The 23,700-nt window shown below is 66.1% G+C and carries 19 protein-coding genes, 1 tRNA gene and 1 other RNA gene; 8 read left to right on the forward strand and 13 right to left on the reverse strand.

The window, feature by feature from the left end:
* Nucleotides 1–69 precede the first annotated feature (69 nt).
* Genes purL through purS form a run of 3 tightly spaced genes read right to left on the reverse strand, consistent with a single transcriptional unit; the run spans nucleotide 70 to nucleotide 3,402 of the window.
* Nucleotides 70–2,379, reverse strand: a complete 2,310-nt coding sequence (purL, locus tag Q8Z05_RS10700; RefSeq protein ID WP_305943429.1) for a phosphoribosylformylglycinamidine synthase subunit PurL — start codon at nucleotides 2,377–2,379, stop codon at nucleotides 70–72.
* Nucleotides 2,376–3,149, reverse strand: coding sequence for a phosphoribosylformylglycinamidine synthase subunit PurQ (purQ, locus tag Q8Z05_RS10705; RefSeq protein ID WP_305943430.1), 774 nt, complete (start codon nucleotides 3,147–3,149; stop codon nucleotides 2,376–2,378). The genes purL and purQ overlap by 4 nt, the downstream gene beginning before the upstream one ends.
* A gap of 1 nt (nucleotide 3,150) precedes the next feature.
* Nucleotides 3,151–3,402, reverse strand: a complete 252-nt coding sequence (gene purS, locus Q8Z05_RS10710; protein ID WP_011690410.1) for a phosphoribosylformylglycinamidine synthase subunit PurS — start codon at nucleotides 3,400–3,402, stop codon at nucleotides 3,151–3,153.
* 276 nt (nucleotides 3,403–3,678) lie between these two features.
* On the opposite strand from purS, the gene Q8Z05_RS10715 reads away from it, so the two are divergent.
* Together Q8Z05_RS10715 and Q8Z05_RS10720 are read left to right on the forward strand one after the other, a co-directional pair.
* Entirely contained in the window at nucleotides 3,679–3,864 is a 186-nt protein-coding gene (locus Q8Z05_RS10715) for a hypothetical protein (protein ID WP_305943431.1), read from the forward strand.
* Between the two features lie 278 nt (nucleotides 3,865–4,142).
* Nucleotides 4,143–7,277 carry a S8 family serine peptidase gene (locus Q8Z05_RS10720; RefSeq protein WP_305943432.1) on the forward strand — a complete coding sequence of 1,045 codons (3,135 nt, stop codon included), beginning with the start codon at nucleotides 4,143–4,145 and terminating at the stop codon, nucleotides 7,275–7,277.
* Between the two features lie 137 nt (nucleotides 7,278–7,414).
* On the opposite strand, the gene Q8Z05_RS10725 is transcribed toward Q8Z05_RS10720, so the two are convergent.
* From Q8Z05_RS10725 to Q8Z05_RS10735, 3 genes are read right to left on the reverse strand one after another with little or no spacing between them, the layout of a single operon-like run.
* Nucleotides 7,415–7,798, reverse strand: a complete 384-nt coding sequence (locus Q8Z05_RS10725; protein WP_305943433.1) for a serine protease inhibitor — start codon at nucleotides 7,796–7,798, stop codon at nucleotides 7,415–7,417.
* A complete protein-coding gene (locus Q8Z05_RS10730; RefSeq protein ID WP_305943434.1) occupies nucleotides 7,795–8,739 on the reverse strand; it encodes a 3-methyladenine DNA glycosylase in 945 nt (314 codons plus the stop codon). Before Q8Z05_RS10730 ends, Q8Z05_RS10725 begins: the two co-directional genes overlap by 4 nt.
* Before the next feature lie 4 nt (nucleotides 8,740–8,743).
* Nucleotides 8,744–9,295 (reverse strand): SSI family serine proteinase inhibitor, encoded by a 552-nt coding sequence (locus Q8Z05_RS10735; RefSeq protein ID WP_305943435.1) that lies wholly within the window; start codon nucleotides 9,293–9,295, stop codon nucleotides 8,744–8,746.
* A 283-nt stretch (nucleotides 9,296–9,578) separates the two neighbouring features.
* Here Q8Z05_RS10735 and Q8Z05_RS10740 point away from each other — a divergent pair, with 283 nt between their 5' ends.
* A complete protein-coding gene (locus Q8Z05_RS10740) occupies nucleotides 9,579–12,641 on the forward strand; it encodes a S8 family peptidase (protein WP_305943436.1) in 3,063 nt (1,020 codons plus the stop codon).
* On the opposite strand, the gene Q8Z05_RS10745 is transcribed toward Q8Z05_RS10740, so the two are convergent.
* Nucleotides 12,635–13,132 (reverse strand): MarR family winged helix-turn-helix transcriptional regulator, encoded by a 498-nt coding sequence (locus Q8Z05_RS10745; protein WP_305939644.1) that lies wholly within the window; start codon nucleotides 13,130–13,132, stop codon nucleotides 12,635–12,637. The genes Q8Z05_RS10740 and Q8Z05_RS10745 overlap by 7 nt on opposite strands.
* Before the next feature lie 79 nt (nucleotides 13,133–13,211).
* Between Q8Z05_RS10745 and Q8Z05_RS10750 the strand changes: the two genes are divergently transcribed.
* Both Q8Z05_RS10750 and Q8Z05_RS10755 read left to right on the forward strand, forming a co-directional pair.
* Nucleotides 13,212–13,439 carry a hypothetical protein gene (locus Q8Z05_RS10750; protein ID WP_305939645.1) on the forward strand — a complete coding sequence of 76 codons (228 nt, stop codon included), beginning with the start codon at nucleotides 13,212–13,214 and terminating at the stop codon, nucleotides 13,437–13,439.
* Between the two features lie 144 nt (nucleotides 13,440–13,583).
* On the forward strand, nucleotides 13,584–13,766 hold the full coding sequence (locus tag Q8Z05_RS10755; protein WP_305939646.1) for a hypothetical protein: 183 nt from the start codon (nucleotides 13,584–13,586) through the stop codon (nucleotides 13,764–13,766).
* Nucleotides 13,767–13,868: 102 nt separating this feature from the next.
* On the opposite strand, the gene Q8Z05_RS10760 is transcribed toward Q8Z05_RS10755, so the two are convergent.
* From Q8Z05_RS10760 to Q8Z05_RS10780, 5 genes are all read right to left on the reverse strand, one after another.
* Nucleotides 13,869–15,227 carry an aspartate kinase gene (locus Q8Z05_RS10760; RefSeq protein ID WP_305939647.1) on the reverse strand — a complete coding sequence of 453 codons (1,359 nt, stop codon included), beginning with the start codon at nucleotides 15,225–15,227 and terminating at the stop codon, nucleotides 13,869–13,871.
* A gap of 181 nt (nucleotides 15,228–15,408) precedes the next feature.
* On the reverse strand, nucleotides 15,409–16,008 hold the full coding sequence (gene recR / locus Q8Z05_RS10765; protein ID WP_205651440.1) for a recombination mediator RecR: 600 nt from the start codon (nucleotides 16,006–16,008) through the stop codon (nucleotides 15,409–15,411).
* A 150-nt stretch (nucleotides 16,009–16,158) separates the two neighbouring features.
* Nucleotides 16,159–19,290 (reverse strand): DNA polymerase III subunit gamma and tau, encoded by a 3,132-nt coding sequence (locus Q8Z05_RS10770; RefSeq protein WP_305939648.1) that lies wholly within the window; start codon nucleotides 19,288–19,290, stop codon nucleotides 16,159–16,161.
* Between the two features lie 65 nt (nucleotides 19,291–19,355).
* Nucleotides 19,356–19,452, reverse strand: an RNA gene (gene ffs, locus Q8Z05_RS10775) — signal recognition particle sRNA small type.
* Between the two features lie 67 nt (nucleotides 19,453–19,519).
* Nucleotides 19,520–19,873, reverse strand: coding sequence for a hypothetical protein (locus Q8Z05_RS10780; protein ID WP_305939649.1), 354 nt, complete (start codon nucleotides 19,871–19,873; stop codon nucleotides 19,520–19,522).
* A gap of 373 nt (nucleotides 19,874–20,246) precedes the next feature.
* On the opposite strand from Q8Z05_RS10780, the gene Q8Z05_RS10785 reads away from it, so the two are divergent.
* A tRNA-Ser gene (locus Q8Z05_RS10785) sits at nucleotides 20,247–20,331 on the forward strand.
* Nucleotides 20,332–20,378: 47 nt separating this feature from the next.
* On the opposite strand, the gene Q8Z05_RS10790 is transcribed toward Q8Z05_RS10785, so the two are convergent.
* Nucleotides 20,379–21,308 carry an oxygenase MpaB family protein gene (locus tag Q8Z05_RS10790; RefSeq protein WP_305939650.1) on the reverse strand — a complete coding sequence of 310 codons (930 nt, stop codon included), beginning with the start codon at nucleotides 21,306–21,308 and terminating at the stop codon, nucleotides 20,379–20,381.
* Between the two features lie 303 nt (nucleotides 21,309–21,611).
* On the opposite strand from Q8Z05_RS10790, the gene Q8Z05_RS10795 reads away from it, so the two are divergent.
* Together Q8Z05_RS10795 and Q8Z05_RS10800 are read left to right on the forward strand one after the other, a co-directional pair.
* Entirely contained in the window at nucleotides 21,612–22,871 is a 1,260-nt protein-coding gene (locus Q8Z05_RS10795; protein ID WP_305939651.1) for a peptidoglycan DD-metalloendopeptidase family protein, read from the forward strand.
* A gap of 127 nt (nucleotides 22,872–22,998) precedes the next feature.
* Nucleotides 22,999–23,484, forward strand: coding sequence for a glutathione peroxidase (locus tag Q8Z05_RS10800; protein ID WP_305939652.1), 486 nt, complete (start codon nucleotides 22,999–23,001; stop codon nucleotides 23,482–23,484).
* The last annotated feature ends 216 nt before the right edge of the window (nucleotides 23,485–23,700 follow it).

Genomic DNA, 23,700 nt, shown 5'->3' on the forward strand with positions numbered 1-23,700 from the left:
ATTGCTCCGTAACTGCCGTTCTGAGGGTTCAAAACGGCAGTTACGGAGCAATCGACGGGGAGGGAGTGCCTAACCGAAGTACTTCGGCAGGGTTGCCTCGTGGGCTTCGCGGAGGGCGTCAAGGGACAGGGTGTCCACGCCGTTGATCTCCAGCTGGCCGCTCGCTGCGTCCACCACACCGATGCGGGTGTGGGCGAAGCCGCGGGCCGTGCACATGTCCGTGAAGCGGACTTCCTCGGAACGCGGCACACCAACAATCGCCCGGCCCTGGGTCTCGGAGAACAATGCCGTGAACAGGTCCACGCCGTCGCGGTCCATGACGTCCTGCAGGGCAATCCGTGCACCCACGCCGTAGCGCAGCGAGGACTCCACGAGTGCTGCCGCGAGGCCGCCTTCGGAGAGGTCATGCGCGGAGTCAACCATGCCGTCGCGGGAGGCGTTGATCAGGATTTCACCCAGCGCGCGTTCGGCGGCGAGGTCAACCTTGGGCGGCAGTCCGCCGAGGTGGCCGCGCATGTTGGCCCATTCCGAGCCGTCCAGTTCTGCCGCGGTGGTGCCGAGCAGGTAGATGGCCTGCCCGTCCTCGCGCCAGCCCGACGGCGTGCGGCGGGCGACGTCGTCGAGCTTGCCCAGCACTGCCACCACGGGGGAGGGGTGGATCGGCGTGGTGCCGGTCTGGTTGTACAGCGATACGTTGCCGCCCGTGACCGGGATGCCCAGCTCCATGCAGGCGTCGGACAGGCCGCGGATGGCTTCGGCGAGCTGCCACATGACGTCCGGGTCCTCGGGGGAGCCGAAGTTCAGGCAGTCGCTCACGGCCATCGGCACGGCGCCGGAGGTGGCCACGTTGCGGTAGGCCTCAGCCAGGGCGAGCTGTGCGCCGTGGTACGGATCGAGGTAGGTGTAGCGGCCGTTGGCGTCGGTGGCCAAGGCAACGCCGAGACCGGTTTCCTCGTCCACGCGGACCACACCGGCGTCGTCCGGGAACGCCATGGCGGTGTTGCCGCCGACGTAGCGGTCGTACTGGTTGGTGATCCAGTCCTTGCTGCACATGTTCGGCGAGGCTACGAGCTCGGTGACTGCGGCGGCCAGTTCCGCGGGGGCGGAGGGCCGGCCGGCGTCCTGCACCGATCCGGTGAAGGAATCGGCCTGGACCGAGTCCTGCCACGAGGGGCGGGCGAACGGGCGGTCGTAGACCGGGCCGTCGTGTGCCACGGTGCGCGGATCGACGTCCACGATGACCTCGCCGTCCCAGGTGATGATCAGGCGGCCGGTGTCAGTCACCTCGCCCAGCCAGGAGTACTCCACAGCCCACTTGTCCATCACGGCTTCGAAGGCTGCGATGTTCTCCGGGGTGACCACGGCCATCATGCGTTCCTGCGACTCGGACATCAGGATCTCGCCCGGGGTCAGTGTGGGGTCGCGCAGCAGGACGGACGTCAGCTCAACCTGCATGCCGCCGTCGCCGTTGGACGCCAGCTCGGATGTGGCGCAGGAGATGCCAGCGGCGCCCAGGTCCTGGATGCCTTCAACCAGCGAGCCCTTGAACAGCTCCAGGCAGCACTCGATCAGGACCTTCTCGGCGAACGGGTCGCCCACCTGGACGGCGGGGCGCTTGGACGGCTTGGTGTCGTCGAAGGACTCCGAGGCCAGCACCGAGGCGCCGCCGATGCCGTCGCCGCCGGTGCGGGCACCGAACAGCACCACTTTGTTGCCCTTGCCGGAGGCGTTGGCCAGGCGGATGTCCTCGTGGCGCATGACGCCGACAGCCAGCGCGTTCACCAGCGGGTTGCCCTGGTAGACGGAGTCGAAGACCATTTCGCCGCCGATGTTCGGCAGGCCCAGGGAGTTGCCGTAGCCGCCGATGCCGGCAACGGCACCGTGCATGACGCGGGCAGTGTCCGGGTGGTCGATGGCGCCGAAGCGCAGCGGGTCCATCACGGCCACCGGGCGCGCACCCATGGAGATGATGTCGCGGACGATGCCGCCGATGCCGGTCGCTGCACCCTGATAGGGCTCCACGAACGACGGCGAGTTGTGGGACTCGATCTTGAACGTCACGGCCCAGCCGTCGCCCAGGTTGGTGACACCGGCGTTTTCGCCGATGCCCACCAGCATGTCCTTCTTCATCTCATCCGTCACCTTTTCGCCGAACTGGCGCAGGTGGTTCTTGGAGGACTTGTAGGAGCAGTGCTCGCTCCACATCACGGAGTACATGGCGAGCTCGGCGCCGGTGGGGCGGCGGCCCAGGACCTTGACTACCTCGTCGAACTCGTTCTGCTTCAGGCCCAGTTCGGCCCAGGGGAGTTCGGTGTCCGGCGTCTTGGCCGCGTTCTCGACGGTGTCGATGTTGAACTTCTTGGTGGTTTCCGTGGTCACTTGCTGCCTCCCACAATCTTGTTCAGGACGGAGGTGAAGAAGCCGAGGCCGTCGGTGTCGGACCCGCCGATACCATCCAGGGACTGGGGCCCGAAGCCAACCTCCACAGCGTGCTCGGGGTGCGGCATGAGGCCCACCACGTTGCCGGCGGCGTTGGAGATGCCGGCGATGTCGCGGCGCGAGCCGTTCGGGTTGAAGCCTACGTAGCGGAACACCACGCGGCCTTCGGCCTCAAGGGCATCCAGGACCTTCTCGTCGGCGATGTACTGGCCGTCCTGGTTCTTCAGCGGAACGGTGATTTCCTGGCCGGCTTCGTAGTCCAGGGTCCAGGCGGTGTTGCTGTTTTCCACCCGCAGGACCTGGTCGCGGCACATGAACTTCAGGTGGTCGTTCTTGATCATGGAGCCGGGCAGCAGGTGCGACTCGGTCAGGATCTGGAAGCCGTTGCAGATGCCCAGCACGGGAAGCTTGGCATCGGAGTTGGCGGCGTCGATGATCTTGGACATCAGCGGCGCGAAGCGTGCGATGGCCCCGGCGCGGAGGTAGTCACCGTAGGAGAATCCGCCGGGGATGACGACGGCGTCGACGTCGCCCAGTGCGGTGTCGGCGTGCCAGAGCGGCACTGCGGTGCCGCCGGCGAGACGGACGGCGCGGGCGGCGTCGCGGTCATCAAGGGTTCCGGGGAACGTGACGACGCCGATCCGCGCACCAGCGAGCCGCGGCTGGGCGGCGACGGCGACTGCCTCGCCGATCAGGGGAAGTTCAGTCATGTCAGGCCTCGACGACCTCGACGTTGACGACGTCCTCGATGACGGGGTTGGACAGCAGGGTTTCTGCGGCATTCCGGGCCTGGGCCAGGATTTCCTCGGTCACCTCGCCGTCGACAGTGAGTTCAAAGCGCTTGCCCTGACGGACAGAGCTAAAGGCGGTGAAGCCCAGCCGGGGGAGTGCACCCACGATGGCCTTCCCCTGCGGGTCCAGAATCTCGGGCTTGGGCATGACGTCGACAACGATCCGGGGCATCCGGTAACTCCTGTGCGTGAGCGTTGGGTAAGGGCGCAGCGGAGTGATGCCGTCTCACGCCGGTCTGCTGCTGTATTCACAGCCACGGCGGACTCCAAACATAAGACAGCGGGAACGAGCGCTCCGCGAGCTTGCTTGCCCATTCTACCGGGCGCAGTGCGTCAACCCGCATTCGCGGGTGGACTGTGAAATGGGGCACTCCCCGCGGGGTACGGCGTGAAGGAAAGCCCGACGCCGGCACTGGTGGTGCGCAGGCGGGCTCAGTAGGATTGCGGCATGGCTCAGAAACCCAAATCCGTACTTCTTCCGGTTATGGCTGTCGCGGTTTTCGCGGGACTGGGTCGAATGGTGATGCAGAAGATCAGGGCCGACCGCGCAGCCAGGGAAACCAACGTTGCCGGCCCCATTGACGACAAGACGCGCGCCTGGATCAGCGAGGTAGTGCGCACTCCGCGCCAATGACATCACCCCGCGTGACCTGAACACGTGACCTGACTGGATGACCTGAACAGAAGGCGGCTTCCCCTGCGGAAGCCGCCTTCTGCCGTCTCTGGCCGGAGCCTCGAGTGACAAAAGTAAAACGACTGTTGTGTCCTATGTCATATTCGGCTCTCACTCTGTACTGTTTGACACGGCTGGTCTCGCCGAGTGACAGGAACTGTCAGTCCGGCTGCCCTTTCCAGCTGACCGAGACCGGCCGCACCGCCGGACCCGTACCTCATGAAAGGTTTCAGTCGCTCGTGAAATCAAAAGGAACAAGCCTTCCCCGGGTCGGGGGACTCCGGAAGGCAGCAGCGCTGGCTGTTGGCCTGCCGCTGCTTCTCTCCTCCGTCGCAGTGGGTCCCGCTACCGCGGCGCCTGCTGAGCCCAGTGGCGTGGAGCAGGCCACAAACGTCAACCCGACAGACTACAAAGACGGCCGCTATATCGTGGTCCTCGCTGAAAAGGCCGCCGCGGCGTACGAAGGCGGGACGGCCGGCATAGGGGCAACCAAACCACAGCAGGGCCGCAAGCTCGACGCCGGGAGCCAGAACTACAAAGCGTATGACGCGCACCTCCGCAAAGCCCAGCGTGACGTCGCGTCCAAACAGGGCGTCACCCCGTCGAAGCAGTTCACCGGCGCGCTCAACGGCTTCGTTGCCGAGCTCACCGCGCTGCAGGCAACCGGGTTGGCCAAGGACAACAACGTGCTCCTGGTGGCACCGGACGTTGAGAACGCCCCGGACTACACCACCACCGACTTCCTGAAACTCACGGGCAGCGAGGGCGCCTGGGCAAAGCAGTTCGGCGGCGAAGCCGGTGCCGGCAAGGGCGTGGTGGTCGGCGTGATCGACTCCGGCTACGCCCCGGACAATCCTTTCCTGCAGGGGGACGCGGTCCAGCCGCTCAAGGGCAAGGCTGAGGTCGGCGTCCCGTATCTCACGGCGGATAGCAAGATCGCCATGCTCAAGGCGGACGGCACCACCTTTGAAGGTGAATGCCAGAAGGGCATCGAATCCGGGACTTCGTTCGATGGCACCCTCTGCAATTCCAAGGTGGTCAGCGCCCGCTACTTCGCGGACTCTTTCCGTCAGTACGTGACGCCTGAACACCGCGCACCGGAGGAACTCATCTCCCCGGTGGACGTGGGCAGCCATGGAACGCACACGGCTACCACCGCGGCCGGCAACGCCAACGTGGAACAGGTGATTGACGGCGCAAGCTTCGGCAAGAGCTCCGGTGTTGCCCCTGCCGCCAAGGTCGCCGTGTACAAGGTCTGCTGGGAAGACGACAACCCCAACACCGGCGGATGCTACTCGTCCGCCTCCGTGGAGGCCATTGACGCCGCCATCAAGGAGGGCGTGGACGTCCTCAACTACTCCATCTCCGGCAACACCAACAGCACGTCGGACCCCGTGGCGCTGGCCTTCCTGAATGCAGCGGCCGCAGGTGTGTTCGTCTCCGCATCGGCAGGCAACTCCGGACCCACTGTGTCCACCGTGAACCACGCCTCGCCGTGGCTGACCACCGTTGCAGCCTCCACGTTCCCCAGCGACCTGCTGGGCACCGTCAAGGTATCCGATGGCAGTATGTTCCGCGGTGCCTCCATCATGAAATCCGAAGTCAAGGATGCCGCCGTGGTGGTGGCCGCCGAGGCCGCAGCCCCGGACGCGCCAACGCCTGCCAACCTTTGTGGTCCCGGAACGCTGGACGCCGCCAAGGTCAGCGGCAAGGTGGTGGTCTGTGACCGCGGCGTCGTGGACCGCACGGCGAAGAGCCTCGAAGTCCAGGCAAAGGGCGGCGTGGGCATGATCCTGGTCAACCTGTCTTCCAGTTCCGAAGACGCAGACAACCACGTGCTGCCCACTATTCACGTCAACGCACCCAAGAGCCTGGAGCTGAAGTCGAAGCTCTCTGCCAACCCGGGGCTCACGGTGAGCCTTCTCAAGGGCGACCTCACCGGCCAACCCCTCCCGCCGGCACCCCAGGTGGCAGGCTTTTCCTCCCGGGGACCGAGCCTGGCCTCCGGCGGCGACCTCCTGAAGCCGGATATCTCCGCTCCGGGCGTGAACGTCCTCGCGGGTGTTTCCACCATCGGCAACAGCGGCGCGCAGTTTGGCTTCATGTCCGGCACGTCCATGGCCGCGCCCCACATTGCAGGATTTGGAGCCCTTGTCCTCAGCAAGCAGCCCAAGTGGTCGCCTGCCGTGGTCAAATCCGCCATGATGACCACCGCCTACCCGCTGGTCAAAGCCGACGGCACGCCGAACGTGAACCCGTTCGAAGGGGGAGCCGGGCATATTGACTCGACGCGTGTGCTGGACCCGGGACTCGTGTACAACTCGGACGTCAAGCAGTGGCTGGCCTTCTTGAACGGCCAGGGCGTGGCAACAGGCTCACCCGACGCCGGCAGCATTGCCGCGCGCGACCTCAACCTGCCGTCCATCGCGCTCGGCAGCCTTGTCGGCGAAATCCAGGTCAAGCGCCAGCTCACGGCGCTTGTCCCGGGAACTTACCGGCCCGTGGTGGATATGCCCGGCGTCGGAGTCCATGTGGAACCGCAGGTGCTGAACTTCAGCAAGGCGGGGCAGACCCGCGAGGTCACCATCACCATCAAGAACGTCAGCGCTCCGGTGGGCAAGTTCACCACAGGCACGCTGGCGTGGAAGGGGCCGCGCACCGTCAGTTCACCAATTGCGGTCCGTCCGGTGGATGCCCAGATTGCACCGTCGTTCTTCTTCAGCTCCGCCACCGGCACCGGTAGCGGAGCACTGGACCTGGTCTCCGGCTCGGATTCGCCCATCGCAGTGGGCGTGGAAGGTCTCGCGCCCCTGTCTGAGACGGCCGTCACCAAGACGCCCGGCGCCTACGCCGCAAAGAATGACGAGCACAACGCGGTCGTCAAAGTAGAGGTGCCGGCCGGTGCAACGTTTGCCCGGCTGGGCATCCAGGCCGAATCGGAGGACGTCGACTGGGACATTGTGGTCTACGCACCGAACGGAAGCGGAGGCCTGGTGGCCACCCAGGTGGCGACGGCAGCGGCAAGTGAGTTCCTCAACGTGGAATCGCCCCGGGCTGGAACCTACTACATCGTGGCAAACCTTTACTCCACGCCGGACAACGGACCCGCGTCCGCACGGATCCAGGCGGTCTCATTCAAGGGCAGTTCCGGGAACCTGACCGTCAACCCGAATCCGATCGTTGCGCCCAACGGCACGGCCACCACGGCCACGGCCGACTGGACGGGCCTCGCGGCGGGCTCCTACCTGGGCCGCCTGAGCCTGGGCGGCAACGGGATCAAGACGTGGGTCAACGTCAAGGTGGGCACCGAAACGGCAACCGCCCCGGCCGGTGCTCCGGCCGTCACATCCGTGGACGCAGTCCCGGGAACCTAAAGGGGCGCCCCCACTCACGGGGCGCACCCAGCCAGTAGATACCACTACAAGGAACGTCCCGGCAGCCGCGAGGCTCCCGGGACGTTCCTGCGTCCGGCGCCCGTGCGGTTCGGAGTGTGCAGCTCAGGTGCGGGCCCTCACGTCTCTCCAGTGGAGCCGGCCGTGCCGCCCAGCAGCGGGGCCAGGGAACGCCACCGTGCAATTTCGCAGCCGTCGGTCAGGCTGAAGCTGCTGTGGACGGGACGGCCGTGGAACGTCCCGGTGACCACGGCCACCTGCGGTCCGCCGTACTGCTGGGTGCACATCATGTCTGCCCGTCGCGGCGCGAAGAAGACCTCATCGCCGAAGCGTTCGACGGCGGCAAGCGCCGCAGCCGGGTCCGGCAGCGTCGATCCCTTCAGGTCGGGAGGGTGTGGTGCTGTTCCGTGGCGCACCACGAGGCGGAACTCGTACAGTGGAGCGCCCGGCGCCTCGGTCAGCCTGACGGTCAGATCCATGTCCAGGTCAGCCCCGGCGCTCATCCGCTGTTCCGAACCTCGTCCATCAGGGGTGCCAGGGCATCAAGCAGCCGCCCCCGCAGCTCCTGCGCCTCGGCGGAGAAAGCGCGCTGGTATTCGACGTACTCCGCTTTGCCCGCTGGGGTCTCGATCGGGATGGGCGGGTAGCCCCATTCCTCAAGGTCGTACGGGGACGCCTGCATATCCATGGCACGGACCCGCCAGGAAAGTTCGAAGCAGTCCATGACGAGGTCACTGGGCAGGGCAGGTGCCAGCTTGTAGGCCCACTTGTAAAGGTCCATGTTGGCGTGCAGGCACCCGGGCTGTTCCATGGACCGCTGGTTGTCCCTGCTCGGAACGAGTTCGTTCAGCGGTATGGCATCCGGCGTGTAGAAGCGGAACGCGTCAAAGTGCGAGCACCGGATCCTGTTGTCTTCCACCACTTGGTCAGTCCCTGCCGCGCCGAGGCGCAGCTGCAGGTATTCGTGGCGCAGCTCAAACTTGTCCTGGCGGTACACCATGGCCCACTCGTGCAGCCCGAAGCAGCCGAACTGCGCGGGCCGCAGCGCCGTGCCGTGCAGGATGATCCCGGCGAACTGCACTGCGTCCTTGCGTTCGGCCAGGAACGCGGCGCGGTCAACGGTTGCGGCGGTGGTCCCGGGCGGCAGCCCCGCGGCGGCGAGGTCGCCGTCGTCGAGCATGCGGTAGTACTTCCAGCCGGCGCGGGCGGCCGCCTCAGGCCCGGTAAGGACGACGCCGGTGCCGGGGTGCCAGCGCTGGAGCTGTCCCGGTTTCTGGGTGTAATACGTGAAGAGGAAATCCTCCACCGGGTGTTTCTTCCCGGCCGAGCGGCGGGCGAGGTAGGGGTCGGCGTAACGCCTGACCCGGGCCTGGTGGGCTGCTTCGAGGTGCTGCCAGGTGTCCGCCGGCAGCACCGTCTGCGGGCCGCGCTTCAGGGTCTGCATCTGCCTAGGACACTCCGCCCGCGGAACCGATAACGTCCTTGGCCGCATTCCACAGGCCGATTTCGCAGCCGTCCCTGCGCGCGAAGGACACATCCACCGGCGAATCGTCCACGATCCCGGTGACAGTGGCCTGCTGCGGTCCGCCGTACTGCTGGGTGCAGGCCTGGTCCGTGCTACGGGGCGCCGGGCTCAGCACGGCAGGGTTGTCCTTCAACGCGGTACAGGCCGCAGCGGCCGAGGGGTGGCTGCTTTCGTCCGCCGGAGCGCCGTCCTTGCACACCAAGGTGTAGTTCAGCGCCGGTTCCGATTCCGACGGCTTGACCATGATGGCGAGCTCGGCGTTTCCCTTGCCCGGGAGGGATGTGGCGGGCGCGGAGGACGGCGGCGGAGACGGAGCCGGGACGGTTGTTTCGGTGTCCGGCGACGGCGTGGCCGTGGCACTGGCGCTGGCAGAGGTGGCCGAGGGAGAAGGCGTTGGGCCCCCACCGCCCGGAGAGCAGGCGGTAAGGCCGGCAACGGATACCAGAACGAGTGCGTGAATCCATGCCTGACGCATTACCGGTCCTCCTCATTTTGATCCATTCTATCGCCAGCGCCCCGCGATGGACCCTGCCGTTCGGCCCGGCCGCCAGGCCCGGCGTGCAGCCGGCGCATGCGGCAACCAGCGGGCCGCTGATTAAATCTGTCCGGAACATCTCGATTCCGCGGTCCCACTCCGGTATGTTTCTCCCATCACTGGATGTATGGCCTCACGCCCACGTTGCGCCAACGTGGACGGATGCATCCAAGGGGTGGGACCGGCTACGCCACCGGTCCGGCAACCTAGGAGGCAGCTCGTCATGACCTATCCGCACGTGGGCTCCAGCGTTCAGGACAGAAGCGTTCAGGACAGCATCCAAGGCAGGAGCGGTCAGGGCAGAAGCCCGGCATCACGCCTCGCCGCCGCAGTGGCCCTGGGAATTTCCCTGCTGATCGGCCAGGGGCTGGCAGCCCCGGCTTGGGCAGCAGCCGACCCGCCGGCGGAAGACACTCCCGTCCTGGATGCAGGCCGCTACATCGTGATGCTGAAGGACAGGCCCCTCGCCGCCTACACAGGCGGCGTCGAGGGCATCCCGGGGACAGCTGTCACCAATGGAAAGCTCGACGCCGGCAGCGCTGAGTCCCAGCGCTACTCGGCACACCTGGAATCACAGCAGGCCCGGCTTGCGGCGGAGGAAGGCGTGGCCATCAGGGACAGCTACACCCTGGCGGTGAACGGCTTCAGCGCGGAACTGTCCGCGGCACAGGCAAACTCGTTGGCCAAGGACGGAAGCGTCCTTGCTGTCGTTAAAGACAGCCTGCACAAAATCGACTACTCCAGCACCGAATTCCTGGGACTGCCCGGTCCCGGGGGCGTCTGGGCAGAACACTTCGGCGGTGAAGCCAATGCCGGCAAGGGAACGGTGGTGGGCGTGCTGGACACGGGCTACACACCGGGCAACCCCTTCTTCGCGGGGGAACAGGTGAAGCCGTTGTCCGGAGCTCCCGTCGTGGGCGAGCCCTACCTCTCGCCCGGAAACCAGATCACCATGCTGAAAGCGGACGGAAGCACCTTCGCGGGTGTCTGCGAGGCGGGTGACCAATTCGCCGGCACTGAGTGCAATGGCAAGGTCATCGGCGCCCGGTACTACGACGAAGCATTCAAGGCAGTCGTGCCGCCGGCCATGCGCTCGCCGAAGGAAACGTTCTCTCCACTGGACATCAACAACCACGGCTCGCATACCGCCAGCACCGCCGCAGGCAACAGCGGCGTCAGCCAGGCCGTGGGCGGACGTGACTTCGGCAAGGGTTCCGGGGTGGCGCCCGCCGCGAAGCTCGCCATCTACAAGGTCTGCTGGGAGGGCGCCAGCCCGGCAACCACCGGCTGCTTCGCCTCCAGCGCGGTGGAGGCCATCGAGGACGCCATCAAGGACGGCGTGGACGTCCTGAGCTACTCCATCTCGGGCACCAACAACTCCACAGTTGACCCGGTGTCCATCGCCTTCCTGAATGCCGCGGCGGCCGGGATCTTCGTGTCCGCGTCAGCCGGCAACTCCGGTCCGGCGGCCAGCACCGTCAACCATGCCGCTCCGTGGATGACCAGCGTGGCAGCCTCCACCCACAGCAGCAGCCTTCGCGGCACAGTGGAGCTGTCCACCGGCCAGAAGTTCGCAGGCGCCAGCATCATGGCCACTGAAGTTGCGGCGGCGCCCATCGCGCTCGCTGCGACGCTGAAAACAGCAGACGCCCTGGAAGCCAACGCCGCGCTGTGTGCACCCGGCACCCTGGACCCTGCCAAGACCTCGGGCCGGATCGTGGTCTGTGACAGGGGAGTGGTGGACCGGACGGCCAAGAGCCTGACCGTGGCCCAGGCAGGCGGCGTCGGCATGGTCCTGGTCAACCTGACGCCCAACTCCTTGGACGTGGACCTGCACAGTGTTCCTACGGTCCACGTTGAAGACCCCGCCATCAAAGAGGCGGTTGCGGCCGACGCGGCGCTGACGGCGAGCCTGGTGGCCACCGACACTACCGGCCTGGATCCGCCACCGGTCCCGCAGATCGCCGGGTTCTCCTCCCGCGGGCCCACCCTTGCAGCCGATAGCGACCTCCTGAAACCGGACATTGCAGCTCCGGGCGTCGGTGTCCTCGCAGCTGTCTCGCCTGCCGGCCACAACGCCGGCCAGAACTTCGGTTTCCTTTCGGGAACGTCCATGGCAGCACCCCACATTGCAGGCTTTGGGGCGTTGCTGCTGGGCAAGAACCCCCTCTGGTCCCCGGCCACGGTGAAATCAGCGATGATGACCACGGCCTACGACCTCGTGGATGCTGAGGGTAACCCTGTACACGACGTCTTTGCCCAGGGCGCCGGCCAGGTCGACCCGGCCAGGATCGCGACGCCCGGGCTGGTGTACGACGCCGGCCCCAGCGACTGGCTCGGTTTCCTCCAGGGCCAGGGCCATCAGCTGGGCGTTGCCCCGGTGGCCGCGAAGGACGTCAACCTGCCGTCCATCGCCATCGGCGGGCTGACCGGCACGCAGACCGTGACCCGGACAGTGACTGCGTTGACGGCCGGAACCTACAGCGCCGACGTCGATATTCCCGGGATTACGGCGGTGGTGACCCCGGATGCGCTGACCCTGGAAGAAGGCGGGAAGGCCACCTTCACGGTGGAGTTCACGAACTCCGGCGCCACCTTGGACGCCTTTGTTGGCGGGTCGCTGACCTGGAGTTCGGATGAGGCCGCTGTCCGCTCGCCGGTCGCCATTCGTTCGGTGACCGCTGTTGCGCCGGCCGTGGTCAACGCCTCCTCCGCGGGGGGCACCGGCAGCATCGTTATTCCGGTGACATCCGGCAGTTCCGACCCGATCGACATGACCGTGAAGGGTCTTGCCAAAGCGAACTCGACGGCGATCAGCCTGGTTCCGGGGCCGTACACCGGGGTCAAGGACGCCGCGAACGAAGTTCAGATCGTGAATGTCCCGGCGGGTTCGTCCCTGGCGAGGTTTGCGGTCAATTCCGCCAACCCGGCAGCGGACTTCGACCTGTATGTGGTTTCACCGGCCGGCGTGCTGTATCCGGGGGCTACGCCTGCGGCCAACGAGGCCGTCTCCATCAAGGACCCGGTGGCCGGCGACTGGAAAGTGACCGCCAACCTGTTTGCCAGCCCCGGCAACGCGGCAACCGCGGCGTCGCTCGATGTGATGATCCTTGCCGGTGACGCAGGAAACCTGACCGTCAGCCCCAACCCCCTCACCATTGAAAACGGCGCCAGCGGCGAGGTTACTGCCAGCTGGGCTGGACTTGAGGCAGGAAACTGGACGGGCCTGATAACTTTCGGTACGGGGCCGTCAACGCAGCTGAATGTGGCCGTGACAGCTCAGTGATCGCCGGCCGCGGCGTCACGTACGGCAGCGGCCTTGGTGGCGGCGATCAGTTCTGTCATGGCCTGGTGGAGGGTGGCCACCTGGTCCCGTGTCAGGCCCAAACGCTCCATCATGGTTCCCGGGACGGCCAGCGCCTGCTGGCGGAGGGCTGCGCCGCTCGGGGTGAGCCCGACGGCCAGGGCCCGCTCGTTCCCGGCAGCGCGGCCGCGGGTGATGTAGCCTGCCGATTCGAGGCGGCGCAGCAGCGGCGAGATGGTGGCCGGTTCCTGGGCCAGCGCATCACTGATGTCCCGGACCGAGCGCGGGCTGGACTCCCACAAGCACAGCATCACGAGGTACTGCGGATGGGTCAGGCCCAACGTGTCCAGCACCGGCTTGTAGGCTCCCACGACGCTCCGCGACGCTACCGTCAGGGCGAAGCAAAGCTGGTGTTCCAGCAGGAGGTCTTCGTCAGACGCTTCGATGGCATCGGCCTGGCGCTGATTCGTCACTGCTCGCTCCTTGATCGTTAGTGGGCTAATGATTAGCGTACACTGGATTGAACGTGACCGTTCTGAAAGGGAATCCGCAATGGCCAGCAAGGAAAATGCCGCCCAAAAGTTCATGCGTGCCACCGGCAAGCTCCGGGCCATCTTCGGGCCGGCCAACCGCAGTGCCCTGAGCCACGAGATGACGGACGAGAACAAAGCCCTCCTGGTCCGCCGCGAAGCGGAGACGCAGCAGTGGGAAACGATCCGCAGGCCGGACGGCAGCACCTATGTGGTGCCCAGGAACCCTGACGATAAGTCCCTACGCTAGGCCGCTTACGCGCCGCCGGCCGGGGGCCTTTTTCTGTCCCCGGGCGTAAAATATGGGCACAGGTACCAACCGGCCATTGCAGCACTGCTTGACCCGACTCAGGGAAAGGGGGTGGAAATTGTGGCAAAGGCGATACAGCGTTTCATGAGCCAGACTGACAAGCTGCGGTTCTTCTTCGGACCTGCCACACGGGGTGATCCGACCTTGCCCGTTGTTCACAGGCATGACGACTTTGAGTCTGCTTCTGAAGAGGACCTGGCCCACTTCGAAGTAGAGACAGACTCCGAGGGGCATCACTACGCGGTCCGCAAGGAAGACATCAAGTAGCTTTCTACGACACAACGCACACAACGCACAAAAGGAACGGCACGGCGGTCTTACCGCAGTGCCGTTCCTTTTGCCATATGCAGTGGCCGGGCGTGGCCAGCCTTAGCGGCCCGTGCCGCCGTAGACCGTTGCTTCGTCTTCGCTGTCCAGGTCGAACGCCTTGTGGATGGCCCGGACGGCGTCGTCGAGCAGGTCGGCGTGCGTCACCACGGAGATGCGGATTTCCGACGTCGAGATCATGTTGATGTTGATGCCGGCATCGGACAGGGCCTTGAAGAAGGTGGCCGAGACACCCGGGTGGGAACGCATGCCTGCGCCGATCAGCGAAAGCTTGCCGATCTGCTCGTTGTATTCAATGCTCTCGAAGCCGATTTCCGGCTGCGCGGCACGGAGGGCAGCCAGGGCGTCGGCACCTTCCACGATGGGGAGGGTGAAGGAAATGTCCGTCCGGCCCGTCCCGTGCGTGGAGACGTTCTGGACGATCATGTCGATGTTGGAGTGTGCATCGGCGATGACCTGGAAGATCGCGGCGGCCTTGCCGGGGATGTCGGGGACTCCCACCACGGTGACCTTCGCTTCGGAACGGTCGTGTGCAACGCCGGAGATGATTGGCTGCTCCAAGGCAACTCCCTCTTGAATCTTGATCTTGTCGTCGGCTCCGGGCATGACCCAGGTGCCTTCGTGCTGGCTGAATGAAGAACGCACGTGCAGTGGCACCCCGAAGCGCCGCGCGTATTCCACGCAGCGCAGGTGCAGGATCTTGGCACCGGAAGCGGCCAGTTCCAGCATTTCTTCGCTGGAGATGCGGTCGATCTTCTGGGCGGAGGGCACCACACGGGGATCCGCCGTGTAAATGCCGTCTACATCCGTGTAGATTTCGCAGACGTCGGCATCCAGCGCAGCAGCCAGGGCTACCGCGGTAGTGTCGGATCCGCCGCGGCCCAGGGTAGTGATCTCGTTGGTGGTGCGGCTCATGCCCTGGAAGCCGGCCACAATCGCGATGTGTCCCTTGTCCAGGGCGGTACGGATCCGGTGGGGATCGACGTCGATGATGCGCGCTTTGCCGTGGATGCCGTCGGTGATCATGCCGGCCTGCGAGCCCGTGAAGGACTGGGCCGAGGCGCCCAGCTTGTTGATGGCCATGGCTACCAGGGCCATGGAGATGCGCTCCCCGGCGGAGAGAAGCATGTCCATTTCACGCGCGGGGGCCGAATCGGTGACCTGCGCGGCTAGGTCCAGAAGCTCGTCGGTGGTGTCACCCATGGCGGAGACCACAACAACTACCTCGTTGCCGGCCCGCTGGGCGTCCACGACGCGTTTGGCAACGCGTTTGATGCCGTCCGCGTCGGAAACCGAGGAGCCGCCGAACTTCTGCACAATGAGCTGCTTGGTGGGGGCGGCAGCCACGGGCAGCACATGCGGCTGGTTCTCGGTTTTCACTTCGGTAGTGGGCATACTCATGCGCGCACCCTCACTGCATCAAATCGGGGTTCCGGGGCCAGGCGACCAAAACGGCGCGACGGCGTAACTGATGTGCCAAGTTTATCGCCGGGAACCGCGCGGCGCTGAATTGTGACCGCATGGTGGCCTCCCGTCAGCCATCCCCCTCAGCCGTCTCCGGCGGGAATCCGTGTGTTCCGGTTCAGCTGAGCGCGTTGCGTCGGCCTTCGAAGGCGCGCCCCAGAGTGACCTCGTCCGCGTATTCCAGGTCACCGCCGACCGGCAGGCCGGAGGCGAGCCTGGTCACGGTGATGCCGATGGATTTCAGCATTCTGGCAAGGTAAGTTGCCGTGGCCTCGCCCTCAAGGTTGGGGTCAGTGGCGATGATGATTTCCTGGATGGCGCCGTCGTTCAGCCGGGTAAGGAGCTCCCTGATCCGCAGCTGTTCCGGGCCGACGCCGGCGATCGGGTTAATCGCGCCTCCCAGGACGTGGTAGCGGCCACGGAAGGAACGGGTGCGCTCAACGGCCAGGACGTCCTTGGACTCTTCCACCACGCAGATCACCGAGGGGTCCCGGCGGGGGTCACGACAGATGTTGCACAGCTCCTGCTCCGTGACGTTGCCGCAGACCGTACAGAATTTCACGCGTTCCTTGACGGTGGTGATGGCGTCCACGAGCCGCTTCATGTCCTGAGGGTCCGCCTCGAGGATATGGAATGCCAGCCGCTGGGCGGACTTGGGCCCCACGCCGGGAAGGCGGCCAAGTTCGTCGATCAGCTCTTGAACTGCACCTTCGTACACAATGTCCTCGTTCGTTTGACTCGTTTTTTGAATCGATAATGGGCTGGCGTGGCGGCCCGGGCATGCCGATTCCCTGCAGGCAATGCGGCCGGGGCCAAGCCGCCGGGTGGGAGTCCCGTTGGAGGGTGCCCAGACCTCCGGCGGCGCGGACTAGAAGCGCGGCGGGATCGGGCTGCCGTCCAGGGACCGCTCCTCCACCAGCTTTCCGCCCAGAATACGCTCGACGGCGGCGCGTCCAAAGACGCCCGATTCTTCAATCGTTTCGTCGTCCGGGCTCGGCGTGTCCTGGACGTAGGTCTTGACGGCCTCCGCCTGGCGGGCAGGGGCCTTGGCCCTGCCGGCTTCGGCCTCCGGGCTGTTGGATAGCCGCTGGTAGAGGCTTTGCTTGACGGCCGCGCCCGGAGCCGCTGTCGGAGCCGGAGTGGACTGGGCGGGCGCAGTCTGGGCTGGCGGGGACGCGTAAGCCGCCGGTGCCGACTCGATGCTCCTGACGTCCGGGCCGGCCATTGCCGGTGACGGGTCGGTTGCCGTGGCGGGAACATACTGCGCGGAGGCAGCCCAGCCTGCTCCGGAGGAGCTGCCCGCACCGACCAGTGCACCCACCGGCTGCCGGACTTCCGCCGGGCGCAAGGTTTCGCCGGAGCCGAGGGTGGACGCTTCTTCCGGGGTCTCGACTGGCCGGGGCAGCTGGGCCGCCGCCGGCTCGTAGTGCGGCGTGGGAGGCTCCGGAACAACGGGCAGGCCCGCACGGTCCGGGTCTTCCACGGACTTTCCAACGTTCGACTCGGCGCCCACGGTCCAGACGCCCGGCGCTTCTTCCTTGGCACGGGACCACGGATCGTCGCTGGAAGTACCGCCTGCTACGCGTGAAGAGTTGGCGGATGGCGGCGTCGGGTCCGGCTGCTCGCCTGATCCACGGTTTTCCGATGCCGGGCGTGACTGTTCCGGACGTGCCTGCGTCGGGACGGATTGCCTCGGAGCGGACGGCGTCCAGTCCATGGGAGGCTCTTCGTCCAACGGGGGAGCATCTTCGTCAAGGGGCGGGCCCCAGTCGTCCTCGGGGTAGCTGTACGAACCGGAAGCGGTCTCTTCCGGCTGCGACGCCGGGGCAACTGGAACCGCGGGCTCACGCTGCGCGTCCGCGCCGACAGAGCTGGCAGAGCCGACAGAAGCGGAAGAGCCGACAGAACCGGAAGAGCGGCCAGAACTGGCAGAGTCGGCGGCGGGGTCAGGCGTCGGGCCGGGGGCAAGACCCCAGGCAACGTCGGCGGACGTCGCCGGAGTTTCCGGCTTAGCGGGTGCTTTTGGGTTTGGCTCAGAGCTCGCTGTGCTGCCGGCGCTGCTGGGCACTGCATGGACGCCGCCGGACACCGCATTGATCTGGCAGTCGATGCCAACGGTCTTGTGGATTGCCTGGCGAAGATTCTCGGAGTGGTCGGCCCGGCCGAAGGCGCCGGCCAGCCCGGACGTTGTGAAGACCAGAGTGAGCATCTGGCCGTCGAACTGGCCCACCTGGGCGTTCGGTTCGACAAGCGCCCAGGTGCTGCGCTTGATCTTGCTCAGGGTCTGCAGGATGTCAGCCCAGGCGCGGCGCAGGACCTCCACGTCACCCCCGGGACCGTGGGCCGGAACGTGGCTCTCAGCCGCGGGCTGCCTTGCTTCGGACTTCATGGGTGCCCGCTCGGCAGCCACCGGTTCGGCCACTGCGGCGGGTGCAGCAGGTGCCGGTGCCGCAGCTGGAACCGGCGCCGCAGCTGCAGGTGCTGGCGGAGCGGCAGGACGGGAAGGCGCTTGACCGGACGGGACCCGATTCGCAGCCGGCTGTTCGTCGACCGGCCAGTCCGCTGTGGAAACGCGCGGGGGAGTGAGGGATTCCCGTGCGGGCGCTTCACTGCGTGCGGCGGCTGGTTCAGCCGCCGGCCCGGCCGCGGGAGCCTGCTCCGGTGACGGTGCCTGAATCGGTGCGGAGGTTGGCGCAGCAGGCGCAGGCGCCGGCGCGGACACCGGCGCAGCAGCGGGCGCGGGAGCGGACACGGGCGCAGCGGCAGGCGCGGACACCGGCGTTGCGGCGGGTGCCGCCGAAGCAGCGACGGGTGCTCCGACGTCGTTCCCTCCGTAGTTCAGGCGGCGCTCCACGCGGTCGATCCGGGCAGCGATCCCGCGCTCGGTCTGTTCTGAAGTCGGGAGGAGGATGCGGGCGCACAGCAGCTCCAGGTGGAGCCGCGGCGACGTGGCACCGGTCATCTCAGTGAGGGCGGTGTTGGTCACGTCGGCAGCCCGGGACAGTTCGGCCGCGCCAAGGTTGTGGGCCTGATTCTGAAGCCGGGCTATCTGGTCCGCCGGCATCCCGCGGAGGATCGACTGGGCGCTCTCCGGCATGGCCTGGACAATGATGAGGTCGCGGAAGCGCTCCAGGAGATCCTCCACGAAGCGCCGCGGATCGTGGCCGGTCTGGATCACGCGGTCCACGGCCCGGAACACCGTGGCGGCGTCCGCGGCTGCAACTGCTTCGACGACGTCGTCCAGGAGGGACGCGTGGGTGTAGCCCAGCAACGCGACCGCGAGCTCGTAGTCCAGCCCGGTGGGGCCGGCCCCTGCCATCAGCTGGTCCAGGACGGAGAGCGAGTCGCGCACCGACCCGCCGCCTGCCCTGATGACCAAGGACAGCACGCCGGGCGCCACGGGAACGTTTTCCTGGTTGCAGAGCAGCTCAAGGTAGGCCATGAGGGGTTCGGGCGGGACCAGCCGGAACGGGTAGTGGTGGGTCCGCGAACGGATGGTTCCGATCACTTTGTCCGGCTCCGTGGTGGCGAAGATGAACTTGATGTGCTCCGGCGGCTCTTCCACGATCTTGAGCAGGGCGTTGAAGCCGGCCGAGGTGACCATGTGGGCTTCGTCGATAATGAAGATTTTGTAGCGGTCCCGGACTGGCGCGTAGGTGGCGCGTTCGCGGAGGTCGCGGGCATCGTCCACGCCACCGTGGCTCGCGGCGTCGATCTCGATCACGTCGAGTGATCCGGAGCCCCCGCGTGCCAACTCGATGCAGCTGGGGCACTTGCCGCAGGGGGTATCAGTGGGACCCTCGGCGCAGTTGAGGCAACGGGCCAGGATGCGGGCCGAGGTGGTCTTTCCGCAGCCGCGCGGACCGGAAAACAGGTAGGCGTGATTGACGCGGTTCTTTCGCAGCGCCGTCATCAGCGGATCGGTGACGTGTTCCTGCCCGATAACGTCAGCAAAGGAGTCTGGACGGTATCTGCGGTAAAGGGCGGTTGTAACACTCACAGAGAAAACCCTACCAATCCGGGCTGACAATCAGACCCTCGCGGGCGGCCGCCCTGTTCGGGAATAGTAAAGACCCCCCATGCACCCGCCAGAGCCCGTCTACCCTTGCTACCTTCCGGTCCTGGGGGAGTTCAACAGGATGACGCCACATGAGGGGCCGTCAATGAGTTTACCCGATGATTTCGTGTGCCCCGAATCGGCTGACCGCGGCTCATTCCGGCGGCCCCGGCTAGGTTTCGCGGCCGCCCCGCGCCGTGGCCGGACGGTGTCCGTTGACCGCCCAGCTCATCAGTGCGGGCTCCTCGTAGGGGTGGGCGGTGCGAAGGGCTGCCACAACGGCGTCGAGCACGTCTTCCGTGACGACGCACTCGATCCTTACCTCCGGCACGTGTTCGCTGCGGTCCTGGGAACCGAGAAACGGCTGGGATCCGGCGAGGGGTGTGAACCGTCCGGTGCCGGGGGTGGTGAAGGCGCAGTGCGAATAGTTGCCGATCCGTCCGGCGCCCGCATCGCCGACAGCGGCGAGGACAGCCTCCGCGTGGTCTGCGGGAACGTACGTCACCAGGGCATGCAGTTGGGTCATGAGGCCCATCTTTCCAGCAGTTTGCCGGAAGCGGATACCGGCACAAGTCGGTAACGGTCCGCCGATATTCGGCCAGGAACCCTTGCTTATCACTGCCCCAGGGCGGACGATGGATATGTACACCGATTGGGGCAATCTCAAGTTGAGCTCAAGGTTGTGAGCTGCAGGGCCTGGCGCGAGGGCCGGACCCGGCAGCTCAACGGTGTTCCGGCGGAGTGGGCGCATTGGGGGCGTCCATTTTGACGTTAACGGGCCTTTTGAAGCGCTGGTCCGGGCACTGCACAGCATGCCGTCGTAATGTCCCGCGGTGCCCAATTGGGTGATGCCGGAAAGTTCAGGTAGTCTAGTATCTGCTTTTGATTCAGAAGCTACTGGAGAATTCGCCTAGCGGCCTATGGCGCACGCCTGGAACGCGTGTTGGGTTAACGCCCTCGGGGGTTCAAATCCCCCATTCTCCGCGGTTCGGCCCCGGTCCTCGGACCGGGGCCTTTTTGCGTTCCGTCCACTATGCAGCAAAACCGAGGCGCCGCAGCCGGCGTCGTGCTGCCTGCTCACTCGGCCCGATCCTGTGTCCGCGTTTTGCCCCGCCAAGGGCCAACTGGACGACGGCGAGAGTCACCTTGGTGCCGAACCTCACCGGCAGCGGCAGGGGGCCCAGCCGGGCTGTCCGGAGCCCCAGCAACTCCCGGTATTTCGGGTCGAGGCTGGCGACAGCGGCGGCAAACAGCATCCGGTATCCGGGGCGCAGCGAAGGATGCAGCGGCGGGTTGCGGATGAAGGCCACAATCTCAGCCACCCGCTCATCGGAGCGGAGGTCGCCGTCGTCGTACCAGCTGTCCAGCTGCCGCCTCATTTCCGCCTCGCTCAGCGGGGGCGAATCAACCCCCATCAGCGTTCCCGCGTGCGCCCACTCCCGGACGTACGCATCCGGACCGCCGGGGATGGGCCGTCCCCAGATCTTGTGGGCGGAGAGGAATGCGTCAGTGAAGGCGATGTGGACCCAGCGGAGGAGTTCGGGGTCGTTGGCTGCATAGCTCCTGGTGATTCCGTGGGCGTCCACGTAGTCCCCCCGTACCGCTTCGTGCAGCCGCAGCACCCAGCCGGAGGCTTCATGCGCCGCGGAGGTGGAGCCATAGGACACGGTGAAGATCCAGCGGATGGTTCCGGCTAGCCGTCCCAGGGGATCTTCGCGGAACCGTGAATGGTCGTGCACGCCGGCCAGGGCGCCCGGATGGAGCGACTGCATCAGGAGCGCGCGGATTCCCGCCACGATGGTGGTCATTGAACCGTGGACCGCCCAGACCGCGGACCCCGGAAGGTGGTAGCCGGCGTCGTCACCGTCCTCAAGCCGGGGGACCCAGGGTGGCACCGCACCCCGCGAGCCGGTGAAGGTCTGCCTGAGCTCGGCCTGCCACTCCCTGAGGACATTGCGCATGGTCCATTCTGCGCACCATAGCTGTGAGTCAGCTGGGAATTCCGGCCGGAAGTGGCGGAATTCCGCGGGAGTGCCTGGGCGGGCCGATGTTGGGGGGTTCACAGAGTCGATGGGGCTGTGGTCCCATAGGAATCGTAAGTCCGTCGAGATTGGGGTCTGGCGGGCCTATCGCAGGAGTCGCACGTGGGAAATCACTGGGGATATGGACACGACGAGCAACCAGCCAGGCCCTGCCTCGCCGCTGCACGGATTCTTGGCGTATGCGCCGTTTCAACGTTTGGTGTGATTGGGCTTAGTCTCCAAATGCCCGCGGCTGCGCCATCTGCGGTGGTTGCCGCCTCGAAGCAGGCCCCGATAGGCAATGCGGGCATTGCGCCCTGGTGGCCGGATGCCTTCGTCAAACCGCTGGGCATTGCCCCCGACGCCGTTTCGGCCAATGCCAACGCCCTGATCTCCTTCAGCCGCAGCGACATCCGGACAAGCTCCAAAAGCGGCCAGCGTGAACTCAACGTTGCCTCCGACGAACTGAGGCGGCCACCTGCCGGTTCCCTGATGTCTCCCTTGGAAGTCCTGACCGAAACTTCAGGCTTCGGGCTCCGGGTCAGCCCGCTGACCGGGACCGCGGGTGAGTTCCACTGGGGCCAGGACTTTGCGGCTGCGTGCGGCAGTCGCGTGTACGCGGCCGACGCCGGTGTGGTCAGGGCCGTGGGCTGGCACCCGTGGGGTGGCGGCAATCGTTTGGAGATCGACCATGGCAACGGGCTGATCACCACCTACAACCATTTGGAAGGGATCGCCGTCAAGAAGGGCGACTCTGTCCAGGTGGGTGAGGTCATAGCTAAAGTCGGCACCACTGGTTCGTCCACGGGGTGCCACCTGCATTTTGAAACTATCCTCAACGGCGTCCACGCCAACCCCCTGGACTGGACACTGCTGCCCACCAAGCAGCTGGATGAGCTGGGGAACATCGACATGATCAGCTACGTTCCCGGCATCGGCGCCCCCGAGGGCGATCCCACCTGGGCCATCCCCGTCTCCGCGGACAACGCGCACACGGTGTCGGGCGGCGAGGCTGAAGTTCCCGCGCCGGAAACGCCCGCCGCGACGGCCACCGGGACGTCGTCGGCTCCTGCGACGCCTTCTGCGACGTCTTCCGTGTCGGGAAGCTCGACGGCGACCCCAACTCAAACGCCTACCGGCACCGCTACGGCCACCCCGACGCCGACTCCCACGCCGCCGCCGACTCCAACGCCGACGCCGACTCCAACCCAGACCGGGCAGTCCACTGAGCCGGCGTCGCCGACGGAGAGCGTCACCGCGGAACCCACGGCTGAGCCCACCGCGGAACCCACGTGGGAACCTTCCCCGGAACCGACTACGGAACCCACGGCTGAGCCCACCGCAGAGCCTTCGTTCACAGCCACCGCTGAGCCCACCGCGGAACCTTCGTTCACAGCCACCGCTGAGCCCACCGCGGAACCCGCGTGGGAACCTTCCCCGGAACCGACTACGGAACCCACGGCCGAGCCGACGCCAACAGAAACACCCACCCCCGGGCCATAAGGGCATTCGGTTTACCACCGCGTTCCTCCTCCCGAAGGACCGCGCCGGAATTCACAGGGCGCCAACCCATACACTTGGCCGTTGTCAACGAATAGCAGCCATGACCAGTTTCTTAAGGAAGCCCTCCGTGAATTCGATCCACTCCATTCCGCTGACCCTCAATGACGGAACCGAAACCGATTTTGGCCGCTTCAAGGGAAACGTGGTGATGGTGGTCAACGTGGCCTCCCAGTGTGGCTTCACGCCGCAGTACGCCGGCCTTGAATTGCTGTACGGCAAGTTCAAGGACCAAGGATTCGAGATCCTGGGCGTGCCGTGCAACCAGTTCGCCGGACAGGAACCGGGTGGCGACGACGAAATCGCCGAATTCTGCGAACGCAATTTCGGCGTGACATTCCCGCTGGCCGCAAAGGCTGATGTGCGCGGCAGGAACCAGCACCCGCTGTACGCAGAACTCACCAAATTCAAGAACGGGCTTCTCCCCGGGATGGTGAAGTGGAACTTTGAAAAGTTCCTGGTCAACCGCGACGGGTTTGTGGTGGCCCGCTTTGCGCCCACGGTGGAGCCGGATTCGCCGGAGGTCATCGCCGCCATCGAGGATGCCCTCGCCTGACGACAGTGCGTGAGACGACACCGCTATGACGGCGGGCACTAGGGCCCAACGGCCCATGTTCCTCAGCATGCTTACCGCCTAGACTGGCCGGACCCTCCAATCTGTCCAGCAAGGCCGCGGCTTCGCCCGCTGCACCACTGCGGGACGGCGCGGCCGGTCCATGCCTGCCTCGGAGGGCGCATCAGTACTTCATGAATCACACGGGACATCCTTGCG

The sequence above is a fragment of the Arthrobacter oryzae genome (assembly GCF_030718995.1).
GTDB lineage: Bacteria > Actinomycetota > Actinomycetes > Actinomycetales > Micrococcaceae > Arthrobacter > Arthrobacter oryzae_C.

What these genes read in the sequence shown, in the direction of transcription:
- Q8Z05_RS10735 (WP_305943435.1), bottom strand. Translation starts at nt 9,295, where the DNA reads ATGCGTCAGGCATGGATTCACGCACTCGTTCTGGTATCCGTTGCCGGC.
- Q8Z05_RS10715 (WP_305943431.1), top strand. Translation starts at nt 3,679, where the DNA reads ATGGCTCAGAAACCCAAATCCGTACTTCTTCCGGTTATGGCTGTCGCG.
- Q8Z05_RS10760 (WP_305939647.1), bottom strand. Translation starts at nt 15,227, where the DNA reads ATGAGTATGCCCACTACCGAAGTGAAAACCGAGAACCAGCCGCATGTG.
- Q8Z05_RS10795 (WP_305939651.1), top strand. Translation starts at nt 21,612, where the DNA reads ATGCCCGCGGCTGCGCCATCTGCGGTGGTTGCCGCCTCGAAGCAGGCC.
- Q8Z05_RS10755 (WP_305939646.1), top strand. Translation starts at nt 13,584, where the DNA reads ATGAGCCAGACTGACAAGCTGCGGTTCTTCTTCGGACCTGCCACACGG.
- purQ (WP_305943430.1), bottom strand. Translation starts at nt 3,149, where the DNA reads ATGACTGAACTTCCCCTGATCGGCGAGGCAGTCGCCGTCGCCGCCCAG.
- purS (WP_011690410.1), bottom strand. Translation starts at nt 3,402, where the DNA reads ATGCCCCGGATCGTTGTCGACGTCATGCCCAAGCCCGAGATTCTGGAC.
- Q8Z05_RS10780 (WP_305939649.1), bottom strand. Translation starts at nt 19,873, where the DNA reads ATGACCCAACTGCATGCCCTGGTGACGTACGTTCCCGCAGACCACGCG.
- Q8Z05_RS10740 (WP_305943436.1), top strand. Translation starts at nt 9,579, where the DNA reads ATGACCTATCCGCACGTGGGCTCCAGCGTTCAGGACAGAAGCGTTCAG.
- Q8Z05_RS10750 (WP_305939645.1), top strand. Translation starts at nt 13,212, where the DNA reads ATGGCCAGCAAGGAAAATGCCGCCCAAAAGTTCATGCGTGCCACCGGC.
- Q8Z05_RS10790 (WP_305939650.1), bottom strand. Translation starts at nt 21,308, where the DNA reads ATGCGCAATGTCCTCAGGGAGTGGCAGGCCGAGCTCAGGCAGACCTTC.
- Q8Z05_RS10730 (WP_305943434.1), bottom strand. Translation starts at nt 8,739, where the DNA reads ATGCAGACCCTGAAGCGCGGCCCGCAGACGGTGCTGCCGGCGGACACC.
- Q8Z05_RS10725 (WP_305943433.1), bottom strand. Translation starts at nt 7,798, where the DNA reads ATGAGCGCCGGGGCTGACCTGGACATGGATCTGACCGTCAGGCTGACC.